The sequence below is a fragment of the Pseudomonas sp. LBUM1678 genome (genome assembly GCF_059695575.1).
In genome coordinates this window covers 4,753,385-4,770,935 of record NZ_CP166775.1, presented here as the reverse complement: position 1 = coordinate 4,770,935, position 17,551 = coordinate 4,753,385, and the positions used below count along the sequence as shown (strand labels likewise).

Below are 17,551 nucleotides of genomic sequence, written 5' to 3'. Positions count from 1 at the left end.
TCCGTTTCCCTTCGCTGCTCAAGCATAGTCGATCATGCATGGATACCGATGTTCTCGCGAGCCCTTGTGCAACAAGGGATGAACCGGATACCGAACGCTGCGTACCGTCGCTGTAATGCCATCATCACTGTGAACGTGCCCGAGGAGAAGACGTGGATTCCCGATTGAATGCTTTTCTTGAACGCGCCGATGCCGTCCTGGCCCGTATCGAACCGCTCTTGCCTGCGCATCGGCAAGCCATCGACTGGACGCAATGCCTGGCAGCGCGCTGGCAACGCGAGGGTCGCAGCGGCTTTCTGCTGCCGCTGCACGTCAGTCTCGACACGCGGTTGTCCGACCTGATCGGTGTCGACCGACAAGTGGAGCAACTGGGGCGTAATACCCAACAGTTCCTCGACGGTATGCCCGCGAACCACGCACTGCTCTGGGGTTCGCGCGGCACCGGCAAGTCGTCGCTGGTGCGCGCCTTGCTGTCTGAACACGCCAAGGCGGGCCTGCGGCTGATCGAGATCGAGCGCGATCACTTGGCGGACCTGCCGCGCGTGGTCGAACAGATCGCCAAGCTGCCCCAGCGTTTCGTGCTGTTTTGCGATGACCTGTCGTTTGAGTCGGGCGAAGGCGATTGTCGCGTGCTCAAGAGCGTGCTCGACGGTTCTCTGGAACAGGCGCCGGATAACGTTTTGCTCTACGCCACCTCCAACCGTCGCCACCTGGTGCCGGAGAAAGAGAGCGATAACGAAAACTGGAAAAGGGTTGACGGCGAACTGCATCCCAGCGAGGCGGTGGAAGACAAGATCGCGCTGTCGGACCGTTTTGGATTGTGGCTGTCGTTCTATCCGTTTACTCAAGAGCACTTCCTTAATGTCGTCGAGCACTGGATCGGTCAATTGGCCGAGAAATCCGGCCTCGAGTGGCAGCGTAACGAAGAACTGGACATCCTCGCCGTGCGCTGGGCCACGGGCCGGGGCAATCGCAATGGACGCTGCGCGTATCAATTTGCCCGCTATTGGGTGGGGCTGAAGCTGTTGGAGCACAAAGCATGATCGATTTACAGAAGAGCGGCCAAGGCCTGGACGGTTACGGCATGTTATGGGCGCAGCTGGAGTCGTTGTTGGCGGACGAGCGTGACTTCATCGCCAACGCCGCACAGTTTTCAGCGTTCCTGTACAGCCAGCTCGACGACCTGAACTGGGCCGGTTTCTACCTCAATCGCAACGAAGAACTGGTACTGGGCCCGTTTCAGGGGCAAATCGCCTGTGTACGCATTCCGTTCGGTCGTGGCGTGTGCGGGACGGCGGCGGCGACCTTGCAGACCCAGCTTGTCGAAGACGTTCACGCGTTCCCCGGGCACATTGCTTGCGACAGCGCATCAAACAGCGAACTGGTTGTGCCGCTGGTCAAGGACGGTCGCCTGATCGGTGTGCTGGACCTCGACAGTCCGAGCCTGGCGCGGTTTACCGCTGACGATCAGGCCGGTATCGAGCAACTGGCGGCGATTTTCCTGCGACTGACCGATTGCTGATCACGCCCTCAAGCCGGCCTTGACCAGCAGGCTTGACGGGTCGACTGCATCGATCTGCCGTGGATCGAGGAATCGGTCGGCGTACTGCAAATAAATTCCGGCGTTGATGAACAGGCCGAACAACTCTGGATCGATATGGGCGTCGCGGCACATGGTGGCCATGATGCCCAGCGCTTCGCTCAAGGATTTAGCCTTCTTGTAGGGGCGATCGGCGGCGGTCAGCGCCTCGAAAATATCGGCAATCGCCATCATCCGTGCCGGCAGGCTCATTTCTTCGCGTTTCAACTGTTTGGGATAACCGGTGCCGTCCATTTTCTCGTGATGGCCGCCGGCGATTTCTGCGACGTTGTTGAGGTGGCCGGGGAAGGGCAGGTGGCTGAGCATCAGGATTGTCTGCACCATGTGGTGATTGATGATGTAACGCTCCTCGCGGGTCAGCGTGCCTCGGGCGATGCTCAGGTTGTAGAGCTCGCCCCGGTTGTACTTGTAGTGCGGGACATCGAGCTTGAAACCCCAAGGGTTATCTTCCGGGATCAGCTCGCTTTCGGCGCGTTCGAACAAGTGCTCGGGCTTATCCGCCAACAGCGGCTCGCTGACCGGCAAGGTCGGCGCCGGGGTTTGTGCCTGGCGGCGGTTCTCTTCCCAGGACACGCCGAGTCGATCGTCCAGGGTTCGGGTCCAGTTGCGCTGGGCAATGCTGCGCAGACGTTGCAGATCGGCCTCGGCCATGGCCTCTGCGCCCAGATTGCAGCGGGCGACGAAGGCGAAATCATCATCCAGCCCGGCCAGGTTGGCATTGCGCAATTCGGCCAGGTGCTGTTCGTCACCGCCCAGGGCAATGGCCTGCCAAAAGTTGATCCAGGCATCACGCTTGAGGACTTCGAAACGGGTGCGGATTTCATGGATGCGGTCGTTCAGTGTCTCAAGTTTGGTGGCTTTGTCGACCACGTATTCAGGTGTCGTGACCTTTCCGCAGTCGTGCAGCCAGGCCGCAATGTGCAGGGCTTCCCACTCGTCTTCGGTGGGTTGGTAGTCGCTGAAGGCCGGGGCCTGACTGGCGGCCGCCGCCTGGGCAAGCATCAGGGTCAGTTCCGGCACTCGCTGGCAGTGACCTCCGGTGTAGGGGCTTTTGGCATCGATCGCACCGGCCAGCAGTTGAATAAAGGCGTCCAGCAATTGTTTCTGCTTGGCTTGCAGACGCTGGCTCTCAATGCTCACGGCGGCCGCGCCGGAAACAGCCTGGAGAAAGGCGATGCGGTCCGGGCGAAGCTTTTCCAGGTCGCTTTGTGTACCGCTGTCGGTCAACAGCAGGGTCAACAGGCCCACGGTTTCATTGTGCCGATTGTGTAAGCGGATGCCGATCAGGTGAACCCGGGGGCATTCCAGCGCGAGCATCACCTTCTGCAAATCCCCCGCCTGTTCGAAACCCAGATTGGTGACGACATTGTCGGCGTTCGACAACTGCTGCAACCACTGGGGGCTTTGCGGGTCCTGGAGTTCGTGTCCTTGAACACCGAACGACGGCAGTGCCTGTGACGTTCCATTGATGACCAGGCCTTGGGGCTCCATGCGATCGCTGTCACGTTCGCGCAAGTAAATCAGACCGGCCTGGGCCTGGCCGATCTTCACGGTTTCGAACAACACCCGCTGCAGGAGTGGCGCGAAGCGCGTCTCGGCGCTCAGGCTATCGGTGATCTGGAAAAAACTGCCCAGGGTGTCCTTCACCCGCGCCATCGACACGCTCAGTTGGTCAACTTCGAGCACCGGCGATCGACGACTGGGCGGAAAGTTGAAGTTGAAACTGCGAATCGCGTCAGCTTCCTGCACCAGCGTGCGCAGCGGCTTGACCAGGACTCTTGAGGTCAACCATCCCACGGGCAGGCACAGCAGCAATGTCGCCAGGGTAATCAGCGCGCCTTGCCAGCGCATGCGATAGGCATCGGCGAGCAATTCGTCCTCTGGCACCAGCAACGCCAGTTGCAACCCCTGAGGGCCGCCCTCCGTCATGCTGCTACGCGCCACGATCCATTGCCGACCGGCGGCGTCCAGTCGATTGCCGGCGGGAGGATGGGTGAGCAGGGCACCGAGGCCTGGGCTCAGGTCGGCAGCTTTGCTCAGGCGAGCAGTCTGGTCGTCGATGATCAGTTTGCTGCTGTCGGGGTAGGCGATCGCATTGCCCTGGGCATCGAACAGCACGATTTCGGTATGGGGTGTCACCACATGTTTGGCGAGGGTGGCGGACAATTCCGCCAACGTCAGGTCGGCGCCCATCACCGCGTTCTCACCACTGCGCCGGGCCAGGGTGGTGCCGACGTTGTGGGTGGAGAAAAAAACGTAGGGTTCGGTGGTGATTTGGCCCACATCGCCGAGCGCGCTGGAGAACCAGGCGCGGGTACGGGGATCGTAAGTTTCCTCGGGATTGTCCTGACGATTGACGAGTGTCAGGAACTGATCAAAAAACAGGGATTGAGAGCGGATCTGACCACTGCTGCCATTGCGTTCGATGCTCCAGACTTGAAACGCCGCCGTGTCCGGGGCTTTCAGGGCGGTTCTCATGGCTGTGGTCCGCAGGGGGCGAACCATGAAAAAGTCGCCATTGTCGTAGCCCAGGTACAACGATGCCAGGTTGGGGTTGTCGTTGAGCGATTGGCTGAAAGGCTGAAGCAACGCCAGGCGCTGCTCCAGATCCGATGCCCGGGTCGCTGGGTAGTCCGCCAGCAGGCTCAGCAGATGACGAATCGGTTCATAGGTGCCTTGCAGGTCGAGGCGTACATCCTGTTCGATGCGATTGAAGAGCTTTTCACTGCTGGAAAGAATGATCTGCGTGGTTTGGCCGTAATTGAAAATGCCCAACACCACGCCGGTCAGCAATAACAGGAAGGTGAACATCACACTGATATGGATGTGCAGGGGAAACCGGCGTTGATCCGGGCGCAGTGGGCTGGGCATTGCGGGTCTCTCCATGATGGTTAACACACTGCTCAGCGTCCAAGCATAGTTAAGGCTCCATCATTCTGCTTTTGTCGTTTTGGCCTATCTGTTGTTGCAATGCCTGCTCCAGTTCGAGCATGGCGCGGTCTATGGCCTTGGTGCAATTGACGACTTCGTCAGGGTGGGACACTTCATGACAGGCGTTTTCGAGCGCCTCGCAGCTGTCGATCAATCGGCACGCCTGGACGATTCGCGCAGCACCCTTGATTTTGTGGGCAACGTCGATGAAAGACTGCCGGTCCTCTGAGGGGGACAACGCCAGCAATTCTTGCCGGTCCAGACGGTTGCTGTTTAGTAATTCGGACAACAATCGCTGGTCGAGTGCAGGGCTGCCACCCGTTAACAGGTGCAGCCCTGCAAGGCTGAAGGCTGGGGCGCGGACCATCGGCGCAACGCCTCCAACCCATTGACTCAAGGCTGTCAGGCTGAGGGGTTTGAACAGGCAGTCGTCCATTCCGGCGAGTTTGCAGCGTTGGATTTCTTCGGGCTGTGCATTGGCGGTGAACCCCAGCACGGTACAAGGCCGGCACTGGGTTTGCTGTTCATGTTGGCGAATGGTGCGAGCCAGTTCGTATCCATCCATGATCGGCATGTTGCAATCGACAATCACCAGATCGAACAACTCGTCCTTCCAGGCTTTCAACCCCGCTGCGCCATCCGGTGCGGCGCTGGAGCGATGTCCCAGGAACTCCAGTTGCTGGCACATGAGCAAGCGATTGGCGGGATGGTCATCGACCACCAGGACGTTCAGCGTAGCCGCGCTTGCATGGATAGGCGGTTCAGCGGTTTTCGTCACCCGCTCGGCTGGCAGCGTTGCAAGGTTCAGCGAGACCTGGACCTGAGTACCGATACCGGCCTGGCTGCTCAATTGCAGGCTGCCGCCCATCATCTCGCACAGACTGCGGCTGATCACCAGGCCAAGCCCCGCACCGCCTCTGACGGACTGCCCGGCATTATCGGCCTGGGCAAAAGGCTCGAACAAACGCCGTTGATCCTGTTCACTGATCCCGACCCCGCTGTCCTCAACCTGCAACTGCAGCAATATCCGCTCGGGTTCGTCGGTCGGATGCAGCTCGACCACAATCCGGACCTGGCCCTGTTCGGTGAACTTGATGGCGTTGCTCACCAGGTTGGACAGCACCTGCTTGAAGCGCATCGGGTCCAGCAGGACATCGGTGGGTGGTTCGGCAGGGTTGAAGTCCAGCCGCAGGCCAAGATTTTTCTGGCGGGCCAGTCCGTCGAAGATCCGCACCACCGACGCCACGGTTTCTCTCAGGTTGACGCGTTCCGGGCTCAGGCTCAGGCGCCCGGATTCAATTCGCGCAATATCGAGAATGTCCCCGATCAGGTTCAGCAGGTCTTTCGCCGAGTGGTAGGCCACGTCAATGGCCGGGCGATCCGGGTGGTTGTGATCGATACGCTTGAGGGTCAGTTCGAGCATGCCGATGATTGCGTTCATCGGTGTTCGGATTTCATGACTCATGGTCGCCAGGAAGGTGCTTTTGGCGCGGTTGGCTTCATCCGCACGCTCTTTCGCGGCACGCAGGTCATCGAAAAGTTGTCGCCGCTCGCTGATGTCGATCCAGCCGCCGATGATGCCTTGTACTTCACCGCTGGAGTCCCGGTAGGGAAGTATCCAATGATAAATCGTCAGCGAGCGGTCACCGATATGCAATGGCCGGTCGAGAATCAACGGCACACCCTCGGCCACGACGCGTTGGTAATCCGCCTGATATTTATGCGCTTCAAATGAGTTGCTCATGCTGCCCTGCATGACGGTTTTACCCATCACGTCTTCGCGTTTGGCGCAGAAGGTCTCCAGGTAACTGTCGTTGCAGCTTTGCAGCAAACCCTGGCGATCACGCACGTAGATGGGATGAGGCGTTCCATTGACCAGCGACCGCATGAACTCGAGTTGGTCGTTCAAGGCGAGCTCGGCGGCCAGACGCTGATTGATCTGACGACGCATGTAAGCGTTCCAGGTGACGGAAATCAGTAGAAGCACGCCGATACCGAGAACGATCTGATAGAACACCCGGTGATAGTTCCGCCAGGTACTTTGCGAGGCAGACGAGTAGCCTCGCCAGCGGCTGTTGATAATGCCCAGCTCTTCCGGCGCGATGCTCATCAATGCCTTGTCGAGGATCGAACCCAGCTCTTTGGCGTCGCGCCCGGTCGCCAGGGAGAACGCGGCTTGCCGGGTGCCGATGGTGGTGCTGATTTGAAGTGTGTGCTCGAAAATTCGCGATGAGATGAAATAGTTGGCGATCACCAATGAGCTCACTGCACCTTCAGCCTGACCCTCGGCGAGTAGTTCCACGGCACTGAAGGTGTCCGGCGTTTCGATCAGATGGATTCGCGGGAACTCGCGGCGCAGGTAATCCGCCATTGGATTGCCTTGGGCGATGGCCAGGCGCTGGTCCTTCAGTTGCGTCAGGTTTGACGGGCTGCCAGCCGCTTTGCGAGTCAGCAGGACAACGGAGTTTTCCAGATAAGGGCGGCTGAAGTTCAGCATCGTTTCACGTTGCGCGCTGGGGAGCAGAGCGGCGATCAGGTCGGCCCGGTTGCTGTTGACCTGCTCGATCATCTCGTCATCGTTGCGGCTGCGATGGATCTCAAAGCGTAAACCGGTGCGCAATCTGATCAACTCGAGCAAGTCGGCAGAGACGCCCCGAAAGTTGCCGTCGCTGTCGAAAAAGGTCAGCGGTGCCAAGGCCTCGTTGACCACGACGCGCACAACGGGATGGTGTGCCAGCCAGCGTTCTTCGCGGTCGGTGAGTTGCAGTTTCTGATCGGTGAGAAGAATGTCACTGCCCGCACTCCAGCGTTTGGCGATGTTTTCTCGCTCGCTGCCAGGGATCGCCTTGAGGGTTGCGTTAATGATCCCGAGCAGGTCCGGGTTGTCCTTATTCACGGCAAAGCTGAAACCGTGGGCCTCGTGTTTACCGAAGTTGGCCATGCGGATGTTGTTCAGATACCCCTTGTTGATCATGTAATGGGTGGAAATGGTGTCGCCAAGAAAAACATCGGCCTGGTCAAAAGCCACCGCATTGATTGCATTCTGGTAGGAGGGGTAAGAGGTGATGATCGCTTTCGGGTACAGGGCCTTGACTTCGTCCAGCGGTAGATAGTGATACACCATGCTCAGCCGCAACCCGGCGAGGCCATCGCTCAGGGATCTTGTTTCTCCTTCTCGCGTTACCAGAACCGGTTGATCCACGGCATAGGGCGTGGACAGTACAATGTCGGCATTGCGGGCTTCAAAACCATTGGCGCTCCCGAGCATGTCGACCTCGCCTTTTTCCAATGCCTCGATCGCGTCTCCCCGGGACGCGTAACGCTGAACCTTGACTGGCAAACCGGTGGTCTTGCCCAGGATACCCGCGTAGTCAGCGGTAAAGCCTTCATAATCGTGGCCGCTGATGGTCAGGTCGAAAGGAGGATAGTCGGGGGCAGAGGTGCCAAGTATCAATTCGCGCTTGTTGTTAAGCCATTGTTGTTGCGATTTATCCAGTTGGACGTCCATGTGTCCGGTCATTGAACGGCTGAGCAGGGTGTAGTGCTCGCTCGCAGTCTGTACCGCGTGCACTGAGGTGCTCAGGCATAAAGCCGCGGTCAGCAGTATCAGATAATCCTTTATACGACTGGGCATCCTGTCTCTCTCACACTAACGCGTTGCGTTTTGCCATATCAATGAGTTCAACGAGTGACTTGGCTTTGAGTTTTTGCATGAGGCGTTTTTTATAGGTGCTGACAGTTTTGTTGCTCAGGAACATGCCCTTGGCAATTTCCTTGTTAGTGCGACCCTGGGCAAAAAGTTGCAATACCATCAATTCCCGGTCGTTGACCGACTTGAACAATTCCAGGTCGGCGTATCGCTCATCGTCGACGCGAACAGGATTCAAGGCCTGACTGGGGAAATAGTTGTAACCTGAAAGTACTGCCTTGATTGCGCTCACCAGTTCACTCAGGTCTTCCTGTTTGCATACATAACCTGATGCACCCGATTGCATGCAGCGAATACCAAAAAGTGTCGGGCACTGGGCGGTTAATACCAGTGTTTTAAGGGGAGTACTCATTGCGTTGAAACGGGAGAGAACTTCGAGTCCATCCAGTTTGGGGATGCTGATGTCGAGAATGACCAGGTCGGGCATGCATTCACGAACCATCTGCATGGCGTCGACCCCATTGTCAGTTTCGCCGACGACTTTGTAACCCTCATGTTCGAGCAACATTCGGACGGCAAGACGGATGACAGGGTGATCGTCGACAATAAAAACGGAGTTCATAATCAAATCCCATACGCGCTCAAATAAAGCGGGCACCTTAGCTCAGATAGTTGAGGGGGGCATGAACTCGCGGGCCTGTGGTGGCAATATAGGACAATTCCTACAGCGGAAGAAGAATCAGACTACGGATCAACTAGGTTTCGCATGAGGACTTGTGAAAGTGTTGTAGGCGTGTCCGGGTCGTCGGAGAGGTTGGTTTATAGTGTTTTATTTGTGACTTAAATGATTGGGGTTTTAGTGTGTAGTTGTTGCTGTTCTTTTATAAAGACGCCAAGGTCAATAACTTTCTAAAGTCCGATTGTTTCAGGGGTTTGATCAAGTAGCCCAATAACGGCAGTCCGTGTTTGCCGGCCATTCTTTCAAGACCGTCCAGTTCAATGGACGTCAGGCTGCTCAGCAGTATTGCCTGCCTGATCATTCCCCGCTGGCTGGCGAATTCGATCAAATCAAGGCCGGAAAGGTCAGGCAGGCATTGATCGCACAGAAGGATGTCGAAGGGCTGCGACGCCTTGAACATTTGCTGCAAGGCCGCTTCGGCGCTGTCAGTTGCGGTGAGTTGAGTGAAGCCGTAACTCTCCAGCAGGTATTGGGTCGCCCTGAGCTGAAAGGGATGGTCTTCCACCAGCAAGATGCGCCAATCGTGTTTCAACATAGAATTTTTCATGCTTCATCTGTGGTGCAGAGGGAGCGTGATTATTTCGCGATCAGGCCGTTCAATCGATCAGTCGGCTCTGCACAAGGTGTAGGGCGATTCCGTTGACGCTGCGATTGAAATGAAAAATGCGCAGGAAATCGATCAGCCGCTCAGGAGGCCCCGATGCGGCTGATCGATGCAGGCTCATCCGTGGCTTGAACGACCGGTCATTTCCAGCGCCATTTGACTGGCATAGCTGTCGGTCATGCCGGCGATGAAGTCGATCATTCTCAGGAACGAGGTGTGCAAAGGGCCGTGAGGATCGGGCGCATTGTTGCCCAGCAGGTCGAGGATGCGGCGGCTCTTGAAGGACGGTGTTCGACCGTTGTGTTGTTCCAGTGCCGCGCCGCAGAACGCGTTGAGCAAGATTTCGAGAGTGGTGTAAGCACCGATTTCGTGCAGCGTCTTGCGCTTGTCCTGGAAGATCTTTTTGCGCGCCATGTCTTTGGCATTCAGGACGCAGCGTTTGGCCGGACCGTGCATGTGCTCCACCAGATCGCCGGGCAGTGTGCCAGCCAGCAGCGAGTCCTGTTGCTCGACGAAAGCCCGGGCGGCGGCATTGGTCAGGTGTTCGATGGCCTTGCCCCGCAGGATCGCCAGTTTGCGCCGGCGCGAATCCAGTGGGCCCAATTGGCGATAGGTTTGCGGAAGATCGTCGCCCACAAGATCGAGCAGCAAAGACTCGACTTCGGCGTACTCCAGCAACTCCATTTCCAGGCCATCTTCCAGATCGATCAGCGCGTAACAGATGTCGTCCGCGGCCTCCATCAGGTACACCAGCGGATGGCGCGCCCAGCGTTGGTCCTCCAGTTGCGGCAGGCCGAGTTTAAGAGCGATCTGCTCCAGTAGCGGGAGCTCGCTCTGATAGCAGCCAAACTTGTGCTTCTTGTAGCCCAATGAATCGGCGTGCTTTGCCGTCCAGGGGTACTTCAAATAAGTACCCAGCGTGGCGTAGGTCAGCCGGGTGCCGCCGTCGAACTGATGATACTCAAGCTGGGTAAGCACCCGGAAGCCTTGGGCGTTGCCTTCGAAATTCAGGAAGTCATTGCGTTCGACTTCGCTCATGGCGTCCAGCCAGCCACGGCCGGCAGCTTGCTGGAACCAGTGACGGATCGCGTCTTCGCCGGAGTGCCCGAAAGGCGGATTGCCGATGTCATGGGCCAGGCAAGCCGATTGAACCACCATCCCCAGGTCGCTCGGTTCGCACCAATCGGGCAGGGCGCTGCGAATGGTCTCACCGACGCGCATGCCCAGCGATCGACCCACGCAGCTGACTTCCAGCGAGTGGGTCAGGCGCGTGTGAATGTGATCGTTGCTGGTGACCGGATGAACCTGAGTCTTGCGCCCGAGGCGGCGAAAGGCACCGGAGAAAATGATGCGGTCGTGGTCTTTGTGAAAAGGGCTGCGGCCGAGTTCTTCCGGGCTGTGCAGAGGCTTTCCGAGACGTTCGCGGGTAAGCAGGGTTTGCCAATCCAAGGCTGGACTCTCCGTCAGGTGACTGAGCCTCTAGCTTCCGGGTTCGTGACGGTGCCTGCAAGCGGAACTAGAGCCCCGCGGCGTCGATGTCGATGAGCAGCAGTCGCTCGCCGTTGTCGAAAAATTGCCCGGCGGTGAGGCAATACTGATTGCTGGTGGCATCACGGTAGGTCGTGGACAGTGTCAGGCGCCGCTCTTCCCAGCCCTCGGCCAGCAAGTGATAAAAGTACGGTCGCCACGACCAGTTATGACCCAGATAGCGGTTGTCGGCCTCCCAGCCGTTGTTGCGCCATTCCAGATTGGGCGTCAACTGGGTGCCATGACGGTCGCATTGATAGAAACGCAACAGCCAGGGAAACGCATGCAGTTGTGGCAGGGCGCTCAGTGGCGCACGGGCCAGGGCCCAGGCTTGCAGGATGGTCATCAGTTCGCAGAGTTGCTGGCGCATCATCATCAGTCGACTGCGTTCGCCCAGTTTCTGCTGAACATAACGCTGGCGCAGTTGCGCGAAACGCTCGACAAAAGCGTCGGTGGCAAAGAACTCCACCTGCGCCCGGGCGAACAGAAACCCCTGTACGTAACGTGAACCGCACTCCAGGGCGAAATTGAGTTGAGCTTCGGTTTCCACCCCTTCAGCGATGATCCAGCAGCCGGTTTTCTCGGCCATTTGCGCCAGCGCCTTCACCACGTCGCTACTGTGGCCGCCCAATGCTGCGGCCTGGAACAGTCGCATGTCGAGCTTGAGAATGTCCGGTTGCAGGGCCAGCACCCGATCAAGTTGCGAGTAGCCGGCACCGAAATCATCGATGGCGATCCGTGCCCCGGCCTGTCGGTAGCGGGCCACGACGTCAGCCAGGCGCTGGATGTTGCCTCCCAATTCGGTGATCTCGAAAACGATGCGCTGCGGATTGACGTTGTGTCGGCTCAATTGCATGAGGCTCGGCAGCGCCTGGTTCGGCCGTAGACGGTTGATCCAGCGCGGCGATATGTTCAGGCTCAGAAACCAGTCCGAAGGCGCTTCATGCAGACGGCTCAGGGCGTTGTCGCGAATCTGGCGATCAAGACGACGCAGGGCGATGGCGGGCGTTCGCGGGTCGGCGAACAGCGGTCCCACCGAGGCCAGTTGACCGTCGGCCTGACGCAGTCGACCCAGCGCTTCCACCCCCGCGATACGACCCGTGGCGGTATCGATAAACGGCTGAAAGCAGGCGAGCGGTTGCCCGTCGATCACGAGGCCTCCTTAGTAAGGTCTTGTTTTTGGATTAACCTGCTCACCGGATAGGCACACAGGATTGAACCTCTCGATAAAGAGGTTAATCCCGGTGGTATTGCAAGAATGCAGCCAGATAGTGACTATTCAGTCTTTACGCGAAGAGCCTTGCATGACCAGCTTGATCAGCGGCCCGAGCGTTGTGCCCAGACGAACCAGCCGAGTCAGGCCGCTGGTACCGCCGCTCTTGGCGCCTTTACCGGTCAGAAAACCGAGCAACGTCACGGCCGCCATGCCCCAGAGCGGGGCGTGTTTGATGCCGAAGCCTTCGTGCAGGTTTTGCGTCATCCCGCGTACCCGCTGCAAGGGTTGCAGCAGTTGCGCGGATTCGTGACGAATTTCCTGGCGATGCATTTCCATGCGCAGGCGTATCAGCGCCTTGCGCATTTCGGTGCGCGAGCTGTTATGGGGCAGTTCAGGCAAGCTCATGGCAGCAGGCGCTCCCTATCGTTGGCCAATTCTTCCAGGGTGCCGTGGAAGGGCGAGGACTCATCGAAAATCGCCGCCTTCAGGCGCATGGCACAGAATATTGCAGCCAGGGTGTAGAACACGCAGAGTCCGATAATCGCTGGCAGTCGGTAGGTGTCCCAAAACAGGATCAGCACCAGCGTCGACAATCCCACCAGCAACAGCAAGGCAAAGACCAGCGCCAGGCCTGCAAACAGCAACAGGCTTACGGTGCGCGCTTTTTGTTCCTGCAACTCGATGCCGAACAGTTCGACATGGCTGTGCAACAGTCCAAGAAAAGCGGCACCCAGGCGCCGCGATGAAGAGCTTGTGCCCGTCGCGGACGAGCTGGATTCACCGATAGACATATCAGCGCCGAGTGGCCAGCAGGCCAATCAGAAAGCCGACGCCCGCTGCGATCCCGACCGATTGCCATGGATTGGTCTGGACGTAATCTTCGGCAGCGGTAACGGCGGCCTGGCCGCGTTCGCGCAGGGAATCTTCGGTCAGCTTCAGGGTTTCGCGGGCACGCAGCAGGCTTTCGTGGATCTGACTGCGCAGCTCATCGGCCTGATCGCCAGCCAGGGTTTTGGTGTGTTCCAGCAACCGTTCGGTGTCGCTAACCAACGTCTGAAAATCGTTCATGAGGATTTCTTGAGCAGTCTTTGCTTTGATGCTGGCCATTGGTGATCTCCGTAAGTGGCTTCTGAAGCGTTCGAGTATGAGCCCTGTGTGAAGGTTCAGTACAAATGACTGGTACAACTTTTGCTACGTCATGGTGCATCAGCCCGCGCCGTTGCGCTGTTGCCGGGCATGATTTCAGGAAAACCCTGATTCAAACAATCATAACTCGCGTGAAGGTTTCGGCCTTGTGCGCCAAATCGGTTCACCCGGATCAACGCCTTGATCCTGATGGGCCGCAACTTGGTGCATAAACCGGCCGCGCGAACCGCTTTGGTGCTTTTTAGCCTTCAGGTCTGCCAACTCCATGGAAAATCTGCAAAGCGCTGTGGACAGTCTGGTCCATAGCTCCAATACGTTGTTCATCCTGATCGGTGCAGTCATGGTTCTGGCCATGCACGCCGGTTTCGCCTTTCTTGAAGTCGGTACGGTTCGACAAAAGAACCAGGTCAACGCCTTGTCGAAGATTCTCAGCGACTTCGCGATTTCGACCCTGGCCTACTTCTTTATAGGCTATTGGATTTCCTACGGGGTCACCTTCATGCAACCGGCGGCGGTGATCAGCGCCGATCACGGCTACGGGCTGGTAAAGTTTTTCTTTCTGCTGACCTTTGCTGCGGCGATTCCCGCGATCATTTCCGGAGGCATTGCCGAGCGCGCCAGGTTCGTCCCGCAGTTGTGTGCGACGGCGCTGATCGTTGCGTTCATTTATCCGTTCTTTGAAGGCATGATCTGGAACGGCAACTTTGGGCTGCAAGCCTGGTTGCTGGAGCGATTTGGCGCCAGCTTCCATGACTTCGCGGGCTCCGTCGTGGTGCACGCCATGGGCGGATGGCTGGCGCTCGCGGCGGTGTTGTTGCTCGGGCCAAGGAATGGGCGCTATCGCGAAGGGCGACTGGTGGCCTTTGCACCGTCGAGCATTCCCTTCCTGGCATTGGGTTCGTGGATCCTGATCGTCGGCTGGTTCGGTTTCAACGTCATGAGCGCACAAACGCTGCAAGGCGTCAGCGGATTGGTGGCGGTGAACTCGCTGATGGCCATGGTCGGCGGCACCGTGGCGGCGTTGATTGTCGGGCGCAATGACCCCGGGTTCCTGCATAACGGCCCGCTGGCCGGGTTGGTGGCAATCTGCGCCGGTTCTGACCTGATGCACCCGGTGGGCGCGCTGATCACGGGTGTGATCGCCGGGACATTGTTTGTCTGGTGCTTCACCGCGGCTCAGGTCAAATGGCGCATCGACGATGTGCTGGGTGTCTGGCCGTTGCATGGCTTGTGCGGTGTCTGGGGAGGAATCGCCTGCGGCATCTTCGGCCAGAGCGCATTGGGTGGTTTGGGCGGGGTGAGCCTGATCAGCCAGGTGATCGGCACCTCGTTGGGGGTGATCGTGGCGCTGCTCGGCGGTTTTGTGGTGTATGGCGTGATCAAGGCGTTGCATGGCCTGCGCCTGAGCCAGGAAGAGGAGTATTACGGCGCGGACTTGTCGGTGCACAAGATCGGCGCCGTGAGCCAGGACTGACTCACTTTTCTTCATCGTCGCTCCCGGGATAAAAACCGTGCAGCAGACGATAACGGTCATGCCTTATCTGGTCGGCCCGTTCCTGTACCTGATGCGCGGGTAAACCCAGCATGATCAGTGCGTGGGAGGCGAGCATCAGGCTCGACTCCAGCAGTTCGGGCACGACTTCGCTGGCGCCGGCCGCTTTCAACTCGGCCAGCTGGCTGTCGTCCCGAGTGCGCACCAGGATCGGAACGGTTGGGTTCAATCGGCGCGCCTCGTGGAGAATCAGTAGCGCGATGTCGGTCTGGTCGACGGCAATCACCAGCAGCCTGGCGCGCGCCAGCCCTACCGCCAGCAGCAGTTCACCGCGCCGCGAGTCGCCGTAATGCACACAGGCTTCACCGACGGCGGCTTCCTGGACACGCACCGGATCGGTGTCCAGTGCAAGGTAAGGTTGCGTCGCATTGCGCAGCGCTCGGCCGATGGACTGCCCCACGCGACCGTAACCACAGATCACGACGTGGTTGTGCAAATCGGCGTTGAGCGCGCTGATTTCTGCCAGTTTTGTTTCTTGGTTGGGGTTGCGATGCAGGCGTGTCGCAAGGTGGGGAGCGGCGCGCAGCAGCAACGGAGTGACCAGCATCGAGCAGAATGTCGCGGCCAGCAGAAGACCTCCGAAGTCCGCTGGCATCAATTTGTTTTGCTGCATCAACGCCATCAGTGCAAAGCAGAACTCGCCACCCTGCGCCAATGCCAGGCCGCTGCGCCAGGCGGTTTCGCCGTCGCTGCCGCGCCACTTGACCAGCACCGCGACCACTGTGCCTTTGATGAGCAGTAAACCAAGCGTCAGGCCGAGGATCTGCAGGCCGTGGCTGGCGAACAGCTGCAAGTCGATCAGCATGCCGATGCTGACGAAAAACAACCCGAGCAAGATGTCGCGGAACGGGCGGATGTCTGCCTCGATCTGATGCCGATAGTGGCTTTCCCCCAGCAGCATGCCGGCGAGAAATGCGCCCAGGGCAGGGGAGAGGCCGAGCAGGTGAGTCAGCCATGCTGTCAGCAAAACGATGACCAGCGCCAGCAGCACGAACAACTCCGCGGAGCGGGCAGCAGCGACCTCATGGAACAGCCGCGGCAGCAACCAGCGACTGGCCATCAGCAGGCCGACGAACAGCACCACGGTCTTGCCCAACGTTATCGGCAATGCCCAATACCAGACCTGATCGCTGTTGCCAGCGAACACCGGCACCAGGGTCAACAGCAACACCGCCACCACATCCTGGAACAGCAGCACGGCGATGGCGTTCTGACCGTGGCTGCTGAAAATCTCGCCGAGGCTACCCAGCTCTTTGCTGACAATGGCGGTGGAAGACAGCGACAGGCCGGCTCCGAGTAACAACGCAGGCGTCGTCGACATGCCAAACAGGATCAGTAACGCCCCCATCAATAGCCCGGACAACAACACTTGCAGGCTGCCAAGTCCAAACACCACCCGGCGCAGCGCGATCATTTTCGACAGGGAAAACTCCAGCCCAAGGGAGAACAGCAGAAACACCACACCCAGCTCGGCAAGGTCTGGTAACTCTTCGCTTTCATTCACCCAGTTGAACGCCGTCGGCCCGATCATCAGCCCTACGCACAGATAGCCCAGCACCGGTGGCAGACGCAGGCGCTGGAACAGTGCAATCACCACCAGGGAGGAGGCGAGGATGATCAAGAGGTTGGCGAACACTAAAAACTCCGGTGATGGGGGTGGGCTACTCAAGCGTAGAGGTAAAAAAAACCTGAGCATCGCGTAAATGGCATCTAGAGCGACTGATATGCATCAGGGTTTTGCCGCCGCCATCGCGGTTCGTGTTCCAGGGTAGTAAATTCAACGGCTCGACGGCTTTTCGGGGCAGGCCTAGAATAGTTACTTAATTTTTTAGGTTGAGCGCTCATGCTTCCTGAATGTCAGCTGTTCGGCACCCTTGGGTGCCATCTCTGCGAAGTGGCCGAAGCCATGCTGATGGAGTTTGTCGAACGTGGTCTACTGGTAGAGCTGGTAGATATCGCTGAAGATGAAACGTGGTTTGAAGCGTACAGTTTGCGTATTCCAGTGTTACGACGGGTTGATACCGGCGCTGAACTCGGCTGGCCATTCAGTGCCGATGAGGTGGTGGCGTTCCTGAGTTAAGTGGTTTTGGTGGTGGCGACGTACCCCGTCTGTCGAACTTTGCGATTCATCCTCTTGGCTTAACCGACGGTCTTCGGATACTGTATGCGCATACAGTTATTCGTAATGCTGCGTTGCGCCTCTGGTTTTCAGGGTTGAGCAGGCAGTTCCGGGCGTAAGAGGGATACATCGTGGTCAATGTCGAACAATTGAAGAACAGCGTGAACCGGATGTCGGCGGATGTGGTGCGCGAAGCTGTCCTCGAATTGCGTCTGGATGGTTTGGTCCTGGAAGGAAAAACACCCTTCAACAAATTGCACTTCAATACCTGTTTTGCCGAAATCGAAGCGTTGTTCCAGCGCGCGGGTTATCACCGGCAGCTGGATGTCGTCGGTTATCAGGGGTTGTTGTATGCGCTTTATGATCCAGGTCGCTGGGAAGCGGTCGATGTGTTGCGCTGGCTCAAGGAGTTCACCGAGGCGGCGGCGCGCACGCAGATACCGGCGTGAGGATTCTCTTCTAGGTTCG

Annotated in this window: 15 protein-coding genes; 5 read left to right on the top strand and 10 right to left on the bottom strand. The window is 58.3% G+C overall.

The annotated features are described in order from the left end of the window. Positions 1-152: 152 nt before the first annotated feature. The gene (locus tag ACA070_RS21590; RefSeq protein ID WP_497448279.1) at positions 153-1,043 is read left to right on the top strand and encodes an ATP-binding protein; all 891 of its coding nucleotides are present in this window, start codon (positions 153-155) and stop codon (positions 1,041-1,043) included. After that, entirely contained in the window at positions 1,040-1,522 is a 483-nt protein-coding gene (locus ACA070_RS21585) for a GAF domain-containing protein (RefSeq protein WP_094468350.1), read from the top strand. Before ACA070_RS21590 ends, ACA070_RS21585 begins: the two co-directional genes overlap by 4 nt. Here the strand turns inward: ACA070_RS21585 and ACA070_RS21580 are convergent, their stop codons facing one another. From ACA070_RS21580 to ACA070_RS21540, 9 genes are all read right to left on the bottom strand, one after another. Continuing rightward, a complete protein-coding gene (locus ACA070_RS21580; protein ID WP_497448278.1) occupies positions 1,523-4,471 on the bottom strand; it encodes an HD domain-containing phosphohydrolase in 2,949 nt (982 codons plus the stop codon). A gap of 49 nt (positions 4,472-4,520) precedes the next feature. After that, on the bottom strand, positions 4,521-8,165 hold the full coding sequence (locus tag ACA070_RS21575) for a transporter substrate-binding domain-containing protein (RefSeq protein ID WP_497448277.1): 3,645 nt from the start codon (positions 8,163-8,165) through the stop codon (positions 4,521-4,523). Positions 8,166-8,175: 10 nt separating this feature from the next. Continuing rightward, entirely contained in the window at positions 8,176-8,802 is a 627-nt protein-coding gene (locus tag ACA070_RS21570; protein ID WP_497448276.1) for a response regulator, read from the bottom strand. 259 nt (positions 8,803-9,061) lie between these two features. Further along, positions 9,062-9,466 (bottom strand): response regulator, encoded by a 405-nt coding sequence (locus tag ACA070_RS21565; RefSeq protein WP_497448275.1) that lies wholly within the window; start codon positions 9,464-9,466, stop codon positions 9,062-9,064. A 174-nt stretch (positions 9,467-9,640) separates the two neighbouring features. Further along, positions 9,641-10,972 carry a deoxyguanosinetriphosphate triphosphohydrolase gene (locus ACA070_RS21560; protein WP_497448274.1) on the bottom strand — a complete coding sequence of 444 codons (1,332 nt, stop codon included), beginning with the start codon at positions 10,970-10,972 and terminating at the stop codon, positions 9,641-9,643. Positions 10,973-11,039: 67 nt separating this feature from the next. Then, positions 11,040-12,203 (bottom strand): EAL domain-containing protein, encoded by a 1,164-nt coding sequence (locus tag ACA070_RS21555; RefSeq protein WP_497448273.1) that lies wholly within the window; start codon positions 12,201-12,203, stop codon positions 11,040-11,042. Between the two features lie 126 nt (positions 12,204-12,329). After that, positions 12,330-12,671, bottom strand: coding sequence for a hypothetical protein (locus tag ACA070_RS21550; protein ID WP_497448272.1), 342 nt, complete (start codon positions 12,669-12,671; stop codon positions 12,330-12,332). Next, positions 12,668-13,057, bottom strand: a complete 390-nt coding sequence (locus tag ACA070_RS21545) for a phage holin family protein (protein WP_094468343.1) — start codon at positions 13,055-13,057, stop codon at positions 12,668-12,670. Before ACA070_RS21545 ends, ACA070_RS21550 begins: the two co-directional genes overlap by 4 nt. 1 nt (position 13,058) lies before the next feature. Then, complete coding sequence (locus ACA070_RS21540; protein ID WP_497448271.1) at positions 13,059-13,373, bottom strand: ElaB/YgaM/YqjD family protein; 315 nt, start codon at positions 13,371-13,373, stop codon at positions 13,059-13,061. Between the two features lie 304 nt (positions 13,374-13,677). Between ACA070_RS21540 and ACA070_RS21535 the strand changes: the two genes are divergently transcribed. Further along, positions 13,678-14,886: an ammonium transporter gene (locus tag ACA070_RS21535; protein WP_497448270.1), complete on the top strand. Its 1,209-nt coding sequence runs from the start codon at positions 13,678-13,680 to the stop codon at positions 14,884-14,886. Position 14,887: 1 nt separating this feature from the next. Here ACA070_RS21535 and ACA070_RS21530 read toward each other — a convergent pair whose 3' ends face one another. Next, on the bottom strand, positions 14,888-16,600 hold the full coding sequence (locus tag ACA070_RS21530) for a cation:proton antiporter (protein ID WP_497448269.1): 1,713 nt from the start codon (positions 16,598-16,600) through the stop codon (positions 14,888-14,890). A gap of 207 nt (positions 16,601-16,807) precedes the next feature. Between ACA070_RS21530 and ACA070_RS21525 the strand changes: the two genes are divergently transcribed. Together ACA070_RS21525 and ACA070_RS21520 are read left to right on the top strand one after the other, a co-directional pair. Further along, a complete protein-coding gene (locus ACA070_RS21525) occupies positions 16,808-17,044 on the top strand; it encodes a glutaredoxin family protein (RefSeq protein WP_497448268.1) in 237 nt (78 codons plus the stop codon). A gap of 170 nt (positions 17,045-17,214) precedes the next feature. Continuing rightward, entirely contained in the window at positions 17,215-17,532 is a 318-nt protein-coding gene (locus ACA070_RS21520; RefSeq protein ID WP_131060064.1) for a transcriptional regulator, read from the top strand. Positions 17,533-17,551: the final 19 nt, after the last annotated feature.

What these genes read in the sequence shown, in the direction of transcription:
- ACA070_RS21580 (WP_497448278.1), bottom strand. Translation starts at nt 4,471, where the DNA reads ATGCCCAGCCCACTGCGCCCGGATCAACGCCGGTTTCCCCTGCACATC.
- ACA070_RS21545 (WP_094468343.1), bottom strand. Translation starts at nt 13,057, where the DNA reads ATGTCTATCGGTGAATCCAGCTCGTCCGCGACGGGCACAAGCTCTTCA.
- ACA070_RS21575 (WP_497448277.1), bottom strand. Translation starts at nt 8,165, where the DNA reads ATGCCCAGTCGTATAAAGGATTATCTGATACTGCTGACCGCGGCTTTA.
- ACA070_RS21565 (WP_497448275.1), bottom strand. Translation starts at nt 9,466, where the DNA reads ATGAAAAATTCTATGTTGAAACACGATTGGCGCATCTTGCTGGTGGAA.
- ACA070_RS21540 (WP_497448271.1), bottom strand. Translation starts at nt 13,373, where the DNA reads ATGGCCAGCATCAAAGCAAAGACTGCTCAAGAAATCCTCATGAACGAT.
- ACA070_RS21570 (WP_497448276.1), bottom strand. Translation starts at nt 8,802, where the DNA reads ATGAACTCCGTTTTTATTGTCGACGATCACCCTGTCATCCGTCTTGCC.
- ACA070_RS21585 (WP_094468350.1), top strand. Translation starts at nt 1,040, where the DNA reads ATGATCGATTTACAGAAGAGCGGCCAAGGCCTGGACGGTTACGGCATG.
- ACA070_RS21535 (WP_497448270.1), top strand. Translation starts at nt 13,678, where the DNA reads ATGGAAAATCTGCAAAGCGCTGTGGACAGTCTGGTCCATAGCTCCAAT.
- ACA070_RS21550 (WP_497448272.1), bottom strand. Translation starts at nt 12,671, where the DNA reads ATGAGCTTGCCTGAACTGCCCCATAACAGCTCGCGCACCGAAATGCGC.
- ACA070_RS21525 (WP_497448268.1), top strand. Translation starts at nt 16,808, where the DNA reads ATGCTTCCTGAATGTCAGCTGTTCGGCACCCTTGGGTGCCATCTCTGC.